Annotated in this window: 11 protein-coding genes; 4 read left to right on the forward strand and 7 right to left on the reverse strand. The window is 70.8% G+C overall.

Going from position 1 to position 13504, the window contains the following annotated elements:
* Positions 1-86 precede the first annotated feature (86 nt).
* Both ACIRB1_RS17130 and ACIRB1_RS17135 read right to left on the reverse strand, forming a co-directional pair.
* Positions 87-821 carry a phosphotransferase gene (locus ACIRB1_RS17130; protein ID WP_403466075.1) on the reverse strand — a complete coding sequence of 245 codons (735 nt, stop codon included), beginning with the start codon at positions 819-821 and terminating at the stop codon, positions 87-89.
* Between the two features lie 399 nt (positions 822-1220).
* A complete protein-coding gene (locus tag ACIRB1_RS17135; RefSeq protein ID WP_352185795.1) occupies positions 1221-2669 on the reverse strand; it encodes an APC family permease in 1449 nt (482 codons plus the stop codon).
* Between the two features lie 140 nt (positions 2670-2809).
* Between ACIRB1_RS17135 and ACIRB1_RS17140 the strand changes: the two genes are divergently transcribed.
* Positions 2810-3994 carry an ROK family protein gene (locus tag ACIRB1_RS17140; RefSeq protein ID WP_403466076.1) on the forward strand — a complete coding sequence of 395 codons (1185 nt, stop codon included), beginning with the start codon at positions 2810-2812 and terminating at the stop codon, positions 3992-3994.
* Between the two features lie 102 nt (positions 3995-4096).
* A complete protein-coding gene (locus ACIRB1_RS17145) occupies positions 4097-6823 on the forward strand; it encodes a glycosyl hydrolase 2 galactose-binding domain-containing protein (protein ID WP_403466219.1) in 2727 nt (908 codons plus the stop codon).
* A gap of 45 nt (positions 6824-6868) precedes the next feature.
* Here ACIRB1_RS17145 and ACIRB1_RS17150 read toward each other — a convergent pair whose 3' ends face one another.
* Complete coding sequence (locus tag ACIRB1_RS17150) at positions 6869-8320, reverse strand: hydrolase (RefSeq protein WP_403466077.1); 1452 nt, start codon at positions 8318-8320, stop codon at positions 6869-6871.
* Positions 8321-8554: 234 nt separating this feature from the next.
* On the opposite strand from ACIRB1_RS17150, the gene ACIRB1_RS17155 reads away from it, so the two are divergent.
* Complete coding sequence (locus ACIRB1_RS17155) at positions 8555-8818, forward strand: GlsB/YeaQ/YmgE family stress response membrane protein (protein ID WP_352185798.1); 264 nt, start codon at positions 8555-8557, stop codon at positions 8816-8818.
* A 212-nt stretch (positions 8819-9030) separates the two neighbouring features.
* Here the strand turns inward: ACIRB1_RS17155 and ACIRB1_RS17160 are convergent, their stop codons facing one another.
* From ACIRB1_RS17160 to ACIRB1_RS17170, 3 genes are read right to left on the reverse strand one after another with little or no spacing between them, the layout of a single operon-like run.
* Positions 9031-9960 (reverse strand): NAD-dependent epimerase/dehydratase family protein, encoded by a 930-nt coding sequence (locus ACIRB1_RS17160; protein ID WP_403466078.1) that lies wholly within the window; start codon positions 9958-9960, stop codon positions 9031-9033.
* Positions 9961-10015: 55 nt separating this feature from the next.
* Positions 10016-10792 carry a GNAT family N-acetyltransferase gene (locus ACIRB1_RS17165; protein WP_403466079.1) on the reverse strand — a complete coding sequence of 259 codons (777 nt, stop codon included), beginning with the start codon at positions 10790-10792 and terminating at the stop codon, positions 10016-10018.
* A 40-nt stretch (positions 10793-10832) separates the two neighbouring features.
* Positions 10833-11216 (reverse strand): MerR family transcriptional regulator, encoded by a 384-nt coding sequence (locus ACIRB1_RS17170; RefSeq protein WP_403466080.1) that lies wholly within the window; start codon positions 11214-11216, stop codon positions 10833-10835.
* Positions 11217-11299: 83 nt separating this feature from the next.
* Here ACIRB1_RS17170 and ACIRB1_RS17175 point away from each other — a divergent pair, with 83 nt between their 5' ends.
* Positions 11300-12571, forward strand: a complete 1272-nt coding sequence (locus ACIRB1_RS17175) for an MFS transporter (RefSeq protein ID WP_403466081.1) — start codon at positions 11300-11302, stop codon at positions 12569-12571.
* On the opposite strand, the gene ACIRB1_RS17180 is transcribed toward ACIRB1_RS17175, so the two are convergent.
* Positions 12553-13452 carry an SDR family oxidoreductase gene (locus ACIRB1_RS17180; protein WP_403466082.1) on the reverse strand — a complete coding sequence of 300 codons (900 nt, stop codon included), beginning with the start codon at positions 13450-13452 and terminating at the stop codon, positions 12553-12555. The genes ACIRB1_RS17175 and ACIRB1_RS17180 overlap by 19 nt on opposite strands.
* Between the last annotated feature and the right edge of the window lie 52 nt (positions 13453-13504).

Below are 13504 nucleotides of genomic sequence, written 5' to 3' on the forward strand. Positions count from 1 at the left end.
CAACGTTATGCAGGCGATTAACTGCATGTCAAGGTGAGCGACTTCGCCCGGTGTGCCCGGTTCGCGATGGCCTGGTCTACGACGGCTCAGCCCAGGAATGCGCCCAGCTCGCGGCGGTGCGCGGCCACCCAGTTCCGCGCGTCCCGGATCTCGTCCAGGACCCCGCGCGCCCGCAGCTCGGCCATGCCCCGCTCGCCGCGCTCGGCACCGGCCTCGATGCCCCGCCGGCACCGGTCCTGCCACCACAGCACGGTGTCGAGGAGCCGGTGGGTGTCGTCGAGGCCGTACGCCTCGCAGATCAGCGCGATGCGGCGGGCGGTCGCGGGGACGTCGGTGATGTCGGGGCCGAGGTCGAGGTACTGCCAGCAGACATGGGCGACGTCGTGGACGCGCTCACCGGGGGCCGCGAGGTCCCAGTCGACGAACGCCAGGGGGTGCCACGCGTCGTCGTAGACGGTGTTCTTGGGCGCCAGGTCGTTGTGGCAGACGACGTCCTGGTCACCGGCCTGCGGTGTGCCGTGGGTCAGATCGTGGAAGGCCCGCACAAGCCGTGCGACGCGCACGAGGCTGTCGTCGGTGCGGGCGGCAGCCCGTTCCTCGGCACTGACAGCCGCCCGGCCCTCGATGTACCGGAAGGTCTCCCGCCCTCGCTCGTCCGTGCCGAGGAACCGGGGCGCGCCCGGCCAGCCCCGGCGCTCGAAGTGCGCGAGGAGTCCGGTCGCATAGCCCGACCGTTCCGGCGACGCCGGAGTGCGCCGCACGGTCTCGCCGACCCGGACGACCTCGTTGACCGCGCCTCCGCCGAGCGCCGATTCCTCCACGTGGCCCGCCTCCCGAACTGGTTCGCCCGCACGAGTATCGCTCGGCACCCCGCCCCTGTGGATCACGCGGAGGCCTCACGCATCGGGCGGCGATCGGCGAGGCCGACTCGACCGCCGTGTGACCGCGCGCGCCCGCCGGCACCGTCCGGGTGGTGGCCGACGGGCGCCCGGTCGTCGACGTCGTGGAGGACGTGCTCGCCGCGACCGGGTGGGTCAATACACCTAGGTCGTGTCCGCAAAGTCCCGTCGTCCGCCCGGAGGGCGGGCCCCGCGGCGTCCGGTGCGTGCGCTCGGTGTGCCGCCCGGAAGCCCCCGTACTGGACGTACTTGGGCTTCCGGGCGGTGCGGCGAGCGTGCGTGCCGGGCGTCGCGAGGCAGGCGGGACTTTGCGGACACGGCCTAGGCGCCCGCGGGTTCCGGGGTCGCCTCCGTGAGGTACTCCTCCGAGATCTCCTTCGGGCCGAACGGCCAGACCTTCTCGAAGCGGGCCCAGAGGACGAACGCGACGCAGCCGAGGGCGAGCCAGGCCAGGGACCATTCGATGGGGTGGCGGCCCGGGGAGTTCTTGTCGGCGTAGCCGTAGATCACACACCAGCCGACGAAGGCGATGATGCTGGGGACGGGATAGAGCCACATGCGGTACGGGCGGCGCAGCGTCGGCTGGCGTCGGCGCAGGACCGTGAGAGCGATGATCTGGGCCAGTGCCTGGACGATGACCATGACGGTGGTCAGGAGCTGGATCAGGGTCGCCAGATCCGTGTGGCGGCCGATGAGGAAGCCGATCGCGGTGAACACGCCCATGGTGGCGAGGCCCAGCATCGGGAAGCGGTGCTTGGGGTGGAGCTTGGCGTAGGGGCGGAAGAAGACGCGTTCGCGGGCCGCGTCGTAGGGGACCCGGGAGCCGCCGAGGAGGCCGGTGAAGACGGAGGCGAAGGCCGTGATCAGGATCAGGACGGTGACCGTGTCGGCGGCGCCCTTGCCCCAGGTCTTCTCCAGGACCGCCGAGGCCACGGAGGTCGAGGCGATGTCGTTGACGTGGGTCATCCGGTGCCAGTCGATGACCCCGAGGGTGCCGATCTGGAGCATCAGGTAGATCGCCATGATGCCGACGATGGAGAAGAGGATCGAGCGCGGGAGGGTGCGGCCCGGGTCCTTGATCTCGGCGCCCATGTAGGCGGTGGTGTTGTAGCCGAGGTAGTCGTAGATGCCGATGGTCAGGCCGCCGGCGAACCCGAGCCAGAAGTGGTTGCTGCCCAGGTCGAAGGCGCCCGACGGGTACGTGAAGGCGAGGTGCGCGCTGAAATCGCTCGCGGCGGCCACGATGACCAGGAACACCGCCGCGATCATCACCGCCCACATCACGGCGGTGATCCGCGCGATGTTCTCGATGCCGCGCCACAGCAGGAGCACCACCAGGGCGATCACCCCGAGGCCGATGAGATCGCCCGACGTCTTGCCCATGTCCGGTGCCAGATAGCCGAGATACTGCACGAAGCCGACGACGCCGGTCGACATGATCAGCGGGATGAAGAGCATCGCCGTCCACACGAACAGGAACGGCATCAGCCGCCCGGTGCGGTACTGGAAGGCCTGCCGCAGATAGACGTAGCTCCCGCCGGAACCGGGCATCGCGGCGCCCATCTCGGCCCACACGAGCCCGTCGGCCAGCGCGAGGATCGCTCCCGCGACGAAGCCGATCACGGCCTGCGGGCCGCCGAACGCGGCGACCATCAGCGGGATCGTCACGAAAGGCCCGATGCCGCACATCTGGCTCATGTTGATGGCGGTGGCCTGGAAGAGGCCGACGCGGCGGACGAAACCGCCGTCTGGGGGCGGACTGCCGGACATGGAGGCTCCTGAGGGTGTGCGTGACGAAGGGAGAGGGGGTGCGGCGTGCGGGCCGGTATCCGGTGGCTGACTGGGCGATAAAGTTAAGGAGCCTTACTAGACTCGTCAAGAGGCTGTCCCGGATACCGGAGAATGATGCGATGCCCGTCAGTGACGCCGTGGAGCGACCGGACCAGCCATGGAGCCGTCAGCGGCTGCGCAGTACGAACGCGCGGCTGCTGCTCGACCGGCTGCGCACCGCCGGTGCCGCCTCGCGGGCCCAACTCGCCCGCGAGACAGGCCTGTCGAAGCCGACGGTCTCCAGCGCGCTGGCCGCGCTGGAGGAGGCGGGCCTCGTCCACGAGGTCGGCACGCAGGCCCCCGAGCGCGGCCGGACCGCCGTGCTCTACGCCCCTGACCCGTCCGCCGGTTACGCGCTGGGGATCGACGTCGGGCGCAGCTGGCTGCGGGTCGCGGTGGCGAATCTGGACGGCGAGGTGGTGGCCCGGGCCGATGTCCGCAACCGGGCCCGCAGCTCGGGCGCGATGGCCGAGCTGGTGGTCGCCACCGCCCACCAGGTCGTCGCCAACTCCGGGGTGGAACCGGCGGCGGTGGTGCACGCCGTGGTGGGCACGCCCGGTGTCTACGACGAGCAGCGGCGCCGGGTGCGGTACGCGATGCATCTGCCGGGCTGGGGCCGGGCCGGGCTGTTCGACCGGATGCGGGAGGAGCTGGGCGTCCCGCTGGAGGTGCACAACGACGCGAACCTCGCGGCACTGGGCGAGTACACGTACGGCGTCGGCGCGGGCAGCCGGCTGTTCGCGTACATCCTGATCGGCACCGGTCTCGGCATGGGCGTGGTGAGCGAGGGGCGGCTCTTCACGGGGGCGCACGGCGGTGCCGGGGAGATCGGGTTCCTGCCGTGGCCCGGGCGGCAGAAGCCGGAGACACTGGAGGACGCGGTGTCCGGGGTGGCCGTGGTGGAGGCGGCCCGCAGGTTCGGCATGAGCGGCCAGCAGCTCACCGCGAAGGCCGTGTTCGACGCGGCGAGGCAGAAAAACGCCGCCGCGATCAAGGCGGTCGAGCTGGAGGGCGAGCGGATCGCGCACACCGTGGCGGCAGCGGCGGCGGTGCTCGACCCGGACCTCGTGGTGCTGGGCGGCGGGGTCGGACACAGCGTGGATCTGCTGCTGCGCCCGGTGCGGGAGAACCTCCGCGCGCTCACTCCCCTCCGCCCGAAGGTCGCGCCCAGCGCGCTGGGCGAGGACGCGGTGCTGCTGGGTGCCGTGGCCACCGCGCTCGGCACCGCGCGGGACCTGGTGTTCGAGCGCCACTCGGCGTCCTGAGCAACTCACCCACGGACACAGGTGTTTGACAGGCACCGTCGGGCGCCCTACCTTCTGGTGCGGTTAGTAAAGCTTCCTAACTTGACGAGGCTGGAGACCGCCGTGTTCCATCGCCCCGCCGTCCCCCCACTCCGCAGAAGCCGTCTCACCACGGCCGCCGTCGCCCTCGGCCTCATGGGCTGCCTCACCACCGGCGCGTGGGCGGGGGCACAGGAGTCGTCCCCGCCACAGCACACGCGGGTCCCGGTGACCGCCGTACGCTCGACCGCCGGGACCGCCACCCCGCTGTCCGGCTACGCGATCCAGTCGTCCGCGAAGGTCCCCGACTCGGCCGCGGCCGTCTCCTCCCCCGGCTATCCGGCGACCGGCTGGTATCCAGCCGGGGCCCGCTCGACCGTCCTCGCGGCCCTGATCGCCGACGGTGTCTTCCCCGACCCCTTCTACTCGACCAACCAGCGGAAGATCCCGAAGGCCGACTTCCAGGTGCCGTGGTGGTACCGCAGCGACTTCACGGTCGCGGACACCGGCAGGCGCACCTACCTCGACTTCAGCGGGGTGATCTCGGCGGCCGACGTCTATGTCAACGGCAAGCAGATCGCCAAGGCCGCCGACGTCAACGGGGCTTACACACAGCACGAGTTGGACGTCACCTCGCTGGTCCGCTCCGGGACGAACACGGTCGCCTTCCGTATCCGGCCGAACGACCCGAACAAGAACCTCACCATGGGCTGGATCGACTGGCTCCAGCCGCCGCCCGACGAGAACATGGGCGTCGTCCGTGACGTCCTCCTCCGGCGCGGCGGCCCGGTCGCGCTGCGCGACGCGCACGTGGTGACCAAGCTGGCCGTCCCCTCGCTCGCCTCCGCGGACCTGACGGTGAAGGCGCGGGCCCGCAACGACTCGGGCGCGCCCGTCACCGCGAAGGTCAGGGGCAGCGTCGGCGGGACGGCCTTCGAGCGGACGGTCTCCCTCGCCGCCCACCAGACGAAGCCCGTCACCTTCGCCCTCCACCTCACCTCCCCGAAGGTCTGGTGGCCCGCGGGCATGGGCGGCCAGCCGCTCTACGCCCTCGACCTCACCGTCTCCGTCGCGGGCACCCCCTCCGACACCGCGCACCAGACCTTCGGCATCCGCGACGTGCGGGCCCCGCTGAACTCCGCCGGTGACCGCCACTACCTCGTCAACGGCCGCGCGTTGCTCATCAAGGGCGGCGGTTGGTCACCCGACGAGTTCCTGCGCTGGGACAGGACCTACGTCGAGGACCGTCTGAAGTACGCCCTCGACCTGGGCCTCAACACCATCCGCCTCGAAGGCCACATCGAGCCGGACGAGTTCTTCGACCTCGCCGACCGCTACGGCATCCTGACGCTTCCCGGCTGGGAGTGCTGCGACAAGTGGGAGGGCCAGGTCAACGGGGACGAGACCGGGGACAGGTGGACCGCCGCCGACTACCCGGTCGCCAAGGCGTCGATGGCCGCCGAGGCAGCCAGGCTGCGCGACCACCCGAGCGTGATCTCCTTCCTCATCGGCAGCGACTTCGCCCCCGACGCGAGGATCGAGAAGACCTACCTGGACGCCCTGAAGGCCGCCGACTGGCACACCCCGGTGGTAGCCGCCGCCTCCGACAACTCCTCACCCGTCAGCGGCAGTTCGGGCATGAAGATGACCGGCCCCTACGACTGGGTCCCGCCCGGCTACTGGTACGCCAAACGCGAGGGCGGCGCCACCGGCTTCAACTCCGAGACCAGCGCGGGCCCCGACATCCCCACCCTCGACACCCTGCGCCGCATGATGAGCCCGGCGGAACTCGCCACCCTCTGGAAGGACCCGAACGCCAAGCAGTACCACCGCTCCCCGTCCTCCACCTTCAACACCCTCAAGCTCTACGACAACGCCCTCACCGGCCGCTACGGCCCGCCGACGAGCCTCACCGACTACGTCCGCAAGGCCCAGCTCGCCCAGTACGAGAACGTGCGGGCCCAGTTCGAGGCCTACGAGCGCAACGCCACCGACGCCTCGAAGCCGGCGACCGGGGTCGTCTACTGGATGTTCAACAGCGGCTGGACCTCCCTGCACTGGCAGTTGATGGACCGGTACCTCGACCAGGGCGGCGCCTACTTCGGCGCGAAGAAGGCCAACGAGCCGCTGCACATCCAGTACTCGTACGACGACCGCTCGGTCGTCGTGGTGAACAACCGCAACGCACCGGCACGCCAACTCACCGCCCGCGCGACCCTGTTCAACACCGACGGCACCCGGAAGTACGACAAGGAGGTGCCCGGGGTGAAGGTCTCCGGGGGCGGCGCGCACAGTACGGCGCTCACCCTCCCCGCGCCCTCGTCGGTGCGCGGACTGTCGACGACGTACCTGGTACGCCTCACCCTGACCGACGCGTCCGGCAAGGAGGTGAGCCGGAACGTGTACTGGCTCTCCGGCAGGCCCGACACGCTCGACTGGGCGCACACCGACTGGTACTACACGCCGACGACGAGCTACGCCGACCTCAAGGGGCTCGACTCGATGGCGCGGACGCCGGTTTCGGCGACGGCGTCGACCGAGGCGGGTCCGGGCGGCACGTCGACGACGACGGTCACGGTGCGCAACTCCGGTAAGGGGAAGACGCCTTCGCTCCTCACCGACGTCCATCTCGTGGACTCGGCGGGCAGGCCGGTGCTGCCGGTGCGGTGGTCCGACAACGACGTGAGCCTGTGGCCCGGGGAGTCGACCACACTGACGGCGACCTACCGGACGGCCGATCTGCACGGCTCGGTGCCACGGGTGCGGGTCTCCGGCTGGAACGCCCCGGAGCTCACGGTCCCGGCGCGGTGAACCGGTGGGGCCCGGCCGCCGCCGGGCCCCACCGGTCGTTCCTCGTCAGCTGACGTTCAGCGCCGTGTCGTCGATGACGAAGGACGTCTGGAGCGTGGAACCCTCCACGCCGGTGAACTTGAGGGTGACGGTCTGCCCGGCATAGCTCGCGAGACTGAAGCTGCGCTGGGTGTAGCCGCTGGCCGCGTTCAGGTTGGAGTAGGTCGCCAGGGTGCTCAGGACGGTGCCGGAGCTGTTGAGGACCTGGACCTTGAGCGTGTCGTACGCCGTGCTGGTGGTCGTCTCCGCCGTGTCGACGTGGAGATAGAAGCTCAGCGCGGCGGTGGTGCAGCCGGACGGGATGGACACCGACTGGGACAGGGTGTCGGTGGTGGCGGTGCCGTAGCCGTCGAGCCAGGCCTTGTACGAACCGGTTCGGGCGGCCTCGCTGCTGGAGTTGGTGATCACACCGCTGGAGGCGCTCCAGGTGGTGTTGCCCGACTCGAAGCCGTTGTTGCCGAGGAGCTGCGAGGCGGTGCAGGTGGTCCCGCCTCCTCCGCCGCCTCCGCCTCCGCTGGTGCCCTCGCCGGCCAGCCAGGCGGTGGCGTTGAGGGCGAGGGCGGCGTTGGTGGCGCCGGTGTCGTTCCAGCCGTCGTAGAGCGTGTTGCCCGACTGGCCGGTGCCGTCGTCGATCGGTGAGCTGTCGCCCCAGAACGCCACGCGACCGCTGCCGAAGGTGCTGGTCGCGAAGAAGGCGCCGGTGTTCCCGGAGTAACCGCTGCGGTACACAAGGCCCTTGACGGCCGAGTTGTCGGCGGGCTTCAGCGTGGCCGTCGTGCCGTCGGCGATCAGGCTCTTGGTGACCGTGCCGAAGGAGCCGTGCAGGACCGGGTCCGTGCTGTCGCTGATCGCGGCCGGGTAGCCGGAGCTGATGTCGAGCGAGTCGATGGAGAAGCCGAACGGGTCGGTGGAGTCCACGCTGTTGTTCGTCATCAGGTCGTTCAGGATCTCGACGGCGTCCTCGCCGTCGTTGTTGCGGTCGGCGCCGGTGTGGTCGGAGATCATGAACAGGCCGCCGCCGTTCTTGACGAACGTCATGATCGCGGTCTTCTCGGCGGTCGTGAACAGCGTGTTCGGCTCGGGCAGGACCAGCGTGTCGAAGTTCGACAGGTCGGTCGTCGACGAACCGCCGTATGTCAGCGCGCTGGTGGCGGTCTTCAGGCTGTAACTGCCGGTCTTCTGGAGGGCGACGCCCCATGAGGAGAGCGCGCCGGTCCAGTCGGTCTCGGCGGACGGGGAGGAGTCCTGGGAGAGCGGGTCCGGCTTGCTGGTGGAGATGATCCAGTCCGCGTTCCCGGCCTCCTCGGCGTGCCCGTCGTCGAACAGGACCCGGTGGGTGGTGGCCGCGTGCGCGGGTGTGGCGGTGGTGGTGACCTGAAGCGCCGCCCCCGTGACGAAAAGTCCGAGGCCGGCGAGGGCGGTGGTGAGTCTGCGGCGGGATCTTCTGGATCCAAGCATCCGGCGAACCTCCGTGAGGGGATGGGGAAAGGTGCGATGCGGGCGCCTGATCTGCGCGCGTAGAACGGTAGTTGGGGAGTTCTACACGCGTTGAACGATTGAAAGGTACATGGCATGACGGGGTCGTGAACAGAAAGTCCCGGCAATAACAGGCGACGGAAGTCGGCCGGACTGCCTTGGCGTGCAGCGGGCACATGAAGAGAGCGGGGATATCGACAAAAAAGAGGGGCGGAGATGGAGATCTCGGGCATCATCAGTGCCATCATCATCGGCATCATCATTGGCGTGTTGGGACGGCTCGTCGTTCCGGGCCGCCAGCACATCGGCGTGCTGCTGACGATCGTGGTCGGCATCGTGGCCGCGTTGATCGGAGCGGCGATCGCATCGGGCCTCGGGGTCGCCGACACCAAGGGCATCGACTGGATCGAGTGGCTCATCCAGGTCGGCCTGGCAGCGGTCGGCATCGCCGCACTGGACCGGTCGAGGGTGCGCCGCTGAGCAGGGGCCGGGACGAGCCGCGGGTGAGACCGGGCGGAGGGTCGCACGTGCGGGCCTGTCGCCCGGTTCCCCTCGTCCCGCGCTCCTGACGGGCGACCCCTGTCACCAGGCATCATCCCGCTCGTCGATCCGAGGTCCGGCCCGCCGAGCCGCGGGCCGGCTTCCGTGCGCCTGCCCCTCCCTGCACCAGGGAGGGGCAGGCGTTCTCCTGCTCAACGCGCCGCGTGCAGGGCCGCGAGCCCCTCGCTGCTCGACGAGTACACCGGGGTCCAGCCCAGTTCCCGTTCCGCCTTCGCGCTGGACACCCGCAGGTTGCAGGTCATCATCGTGTGGACGTACGCCATCGGGCGAACTGCCCACAGCGGTACGGCCATTGGCTTCGGGAGGTCGAACTCCTCTGCCACGCACAGGAGATGGGCGCGGAAGCCGAGGGGCGTGCGGTCGGCGATGTTGTACGCCTCCCCCGGGCGCCCGCGTTCGACGGCGGCGGCCACCGCGCGGGCCGCGTCGGTGAGTTCGACCCAGGGCAGGACCCGGCCGTCGTCGTCGGGGGCGGGGAGCCGGCGCCCGCGCAGCATGGGGAGGAGGGGGTCGGTGCCGCCGGGGCCGTAGAGGAGGCCGAAGCGGAGGGCGATGCCTTCCAAGTCCTGCGCCTCGAAGGTCAGTTGTTCCTTGTCGCGCATGCCCGCCAGATGCTCTTCCAGCTGCGGGGTGGTGCCCCGTGGGCCGAAGGGGTCGTCCTCGGTGAGGGTGCGGGTGCCGAAGTCCCCGTAGCCGTAGCCGAGGACGATCGACTCGACGATGAAGCGACGGGCTCCGGTGGCTCGCGCCGCCTCGATGAGGTGGGCGGTTCCTTCGATGCGCAGGGCGTCGGTGGCGCGCATGTCGCGGTGGCGCATGGGTGCCTTGCGCAGGGCGGTCGCGGCGTGGATCACCGTGTCGAAGTGGTGTCCGTCGACCGCGCGCAGCAGTGCGTCACGGTCCATGAGGTCGGCGCGGATGTCGTTGCCCGGCCCGCGGCCGAGGCCGGTGACCTTGTGACCGGCGTCGGTCAGGGCCCGGGCGATGTGGCCGCCGAGGACGCCGCTCCCACCGGCGAGGAGGATCTCCTGACTGCTGGGACTGCTCTCGTTCGTCGTCATACCGATAAGACGCATCGGGCCGCCGCGGATGTGACATCCGGGCCGGACCGCTGCTCTACGGCTCGTAGACGTACGGCGTGGTCGTGGTCAGCGGGGCGAGGCCGAGGCGTTCGAGGATGGGGCGGCTCTGGTCGGAGGCGTCGACCTGGAGGTAGCGGTAGCCGTGGTCCGCGGCGATGCGGGCGCGGTGGGCGACCAGGGCGCGGTAGATGCCGCGGCCCCGCCATGCCTCGACCGTGCCGCCGCCCCACAGACCGGCGAAGCGGGTACCGGGGACGAGTTCCATCCGCGCCGCGCTCACCGGTTCGTCTCCCGCGAGGGCGACCACGGCCACAACGGTGTCGGGATCGGCGGCCAGTTGGTCGAGCAGCCGGGCGCGCAGCCGGGAACTGTCCGTGCCGAACGCCTTCTCGTGGACGTCCGCCACCATGTCGACACCGGCGAGGTCGGTGGCGGCCAACAGCCGCACACCGTCAGGGAGTTCGGCGTCGAGGGCGAGTTCGGTGATCTCGCCGACCATCAGCGTCTCCTGCGGCTCGGGCGTGAACCCGGCCGCCGTCAGCCGCTGTCCGAGATCCGTCGGCAGGTCGTGGCCGTAGAGCTTCCACTCGAAGTCGCGGCCGAGCCCGGTGAAGAACGCGATCTGCTCGGCGATCACCGCGTCCGCCTCGGCGGCGTCCAGGTCCGACCACAGGATGCCGTTCCACCCGTGCTCGTCGGCGACATGGCGCACCACTCCCCCGACCCGCTCTACACGGGCGCCGGGTCCGTCGGGGCGGGCGCGCTCGCGCAGGTCGCGGTCGTGGAGGGCGAGTACCGAGGCATGATCCATGCGCTCACTCCACCATCCGCCGGCGGACCGGGCAACGGGATTACGACCCCTGCGCGGGCACGTCGGGCCGCACCGCCGCCAGATACGCGCTGAGCCGGTCACGGTTGCGGGCCAGACAGTCGATGCGGGCCTGAATCCGCTCGATATGGCCGCTGAGCAGGGCGGCCGTCTCCGGAGTCAGACAGTCCGCGGGAACGTGGATCTCCTCCGGCCCGGAGAGGTACGGCAGGATCGCGCGAATCATCTCCGTGGTCAGACCCGAGTCCAGCAGTCCGCGGATCTGCTGGACGTCCCGGACCGCGGGCTCGCCGTAGAACCGGTAGCCGTTCTCGGTGCGGTCGGGGTGGAGCAGGTCCTGTTCCTCGTAGTAGCGCAGGAGGCGGGTCGGGACGCCGGTGCGGCGGGAGAGCTCGCCGATCTTCATGCCTGCCTCCGGGGACAGCGTGCGGGGCCCGGTCGCGGGGCGCGCTTGCCTTCACACTGATGTGAGGGTTCGACCATGGTCCCATGACCACCGTATCCCCGGCCAAGGGCACCGCCCTGCCCTGGTCCGGGCTCCTCGCCCTGTCCACGGCCGCCTTCACCGCCGTCCTGACGGAACTCCTCCCCGCGGGTCTGCTGCCCCGGATGGCACCGGCGCTCGGCGTCTCCGAGGCGCGGGTCGGCTTCCTCGTCACCGGTTACGCGGTCGCGTCCTTCCTGGCCGCGATCCCGGTCACCGCGGCGCTGCGCGGACTTCCGCGCCGCCCGGTCCTCGTCGGTACGCTGCTGGGCTTCGCCTGCGCCGACGCGGTGGTCGCGCTGTCGTCGTCGTACGCCGTCGCCTTCGGCGCCCGCCTGCTGGCCGGGGTCATGGGCGGCACGATGTGGGCGATGCTCGCCGGGTACGCCGCCCGGATGGTGCCCGCCGAGCGGCGCGGCCGGGCCATCGCGGTCGTCCTGGCCGGCATCACCCTCGCCCTCTCCCTGGGCATTCCCGCCGGCACCGCCCTAGCCGACGCCATCGGCTGGCGCCCGGCGTTCGGCACGCTGTCCGGGCTCGCGCTGCTGGTGGTGGTCTGGATACGGCGCCGGGTGCCCGCCTTCCCCGGCGAACTCCCGGGCACACGCGTCCCGTTGAGGCGGGTCGCCGCACTCCCCGGAATCCCGGCCGTCCTGTCGGTCACCCTGTTCCTGCTGCTGGGCCATCAGGTGATGTACACGTACGTCGCCCCGTTCACCGCGCACACCGGCCACGGCCGTACGGACGTCGTCCTGCTGGTGTTCGGGGCCGCCACGGTCGTGGGCGTCTGGGCCACCGGCGTACTCGTGGACCGCTGGGGACGCCCCACCCTGCTCGGCGCGCTGACTCTGATCGTGACCGTCATGTGCGTACTCGCCCTGTGCTCCGACTCCCCTGCCGTCCTGCTGACGTCCGTCGCCACGTGGGGAGTTGCCTTCGGTGGCGCCCCCACCCTGATCCAGACCGCCCTCGTCAATGCCTCCGGCCCCCAACACGCCGACGTGGCAACGTCGTTGCAGACCACGGTGTACAACGCGGGTATCGCCGGGGGCTCGTTCACCGGCGGGCTCGCGCTGTCGGAGTGGGGCGCCGGAGCCTTGCCCTGGACGGCGTCGCCACTGGTGGCGCTCGCACTCACCGTCGTCGTACTGAGCCGACGAGGATTCCCGGCCGGCGCCCCAAAGGGGCGCGGGGAACCGCGCGACCAGCCCCCACCGACCCGCAGCCGAACGACAACTCCCGACCACCCCCCGACTTCCTACAGCTCCCCGAAGTAGTCCCCACCCTCAAGATCGGCCAGCAATCCCACCTCCACCGGCTCCCACCCCGTCTGCTTCCGCGTGAGCGCACTCGACGCCGGGCAGTCCAACGAAGCGACCACGCCGAGGAAGCCGAAGTGATCGACCGCCTGGTCGGCCGGCACGCTTCCGGTCGGCACATCGAGTCGCCGCCCGATGACCTCCGCGATCGACCGCAACGGCAACCCCTCGTCACCGACCGCGTGGTACTGGGAACCCGCCGGAGCCGACTCCAGCGCCCACCGGTACAACCGCGCCGCGTCGAGCCGATGCACGGCGGGCCACCGCGCGCTGCCGTCGCCGACGTACGCCGACACGCCCTTCTCCCGGGCGGTGGCGATGAGTTGAGGCACGAAGCCCTGGTCCCCCGTACCGTGCACGGACCGAGGCAGCCGCACCACCGACGACCGCACCCCCCGCTCCGCCAGCGCGACCGCCGCGAGTTCGGACGGCTGCCGAATCGCCGCGAAGGACTCGGGGTCGACGTGGTCCTCCTCCGTCGCCACCTCCCCGCCGGGCAGCCCGGGTGTGCCGGAGGTGACGACGAAGGGCTTGTCGGTGCCCGCGAGCGCGTCGCCGATGGCCTCGATGGCGCGCAGGTCGGTGGCGCAGTTGGCGGCGAAGTCGGAGAAGTCGTGGATGAAGGCCAGATGGCACACGCCGTCCGCCGCTTCGGCGCCCGCGCGCAGACTGTCGAGGTCGTCGAGCGATCCCCGGTGCACGGCCGCCCCGGCCGCGGTCAGCGCCTCGGCGGACGCGTCCGAGCGGGCCAGTCCGGTGACCGTGTGCCCGGCGTCGAGCAGTTCACGGACCACGGCGGAGCCGATGAAGCCGCTGGCGCCGGTGACGAAAACACGCATGGTGCGTTCCTTCGAAGAGGTGGGGGTGGAACTCCGATGTGTCTCCATCGTG

The sequence above is a fragment of the Streptomyces sp. NPDC096013 genome (genome assembly GCF_044763565.1).
GTDB lineage: Bacteria > Actinomycetota > Actinomycetes > Streptomycetales > Streptomycetaceae > Streptomyces.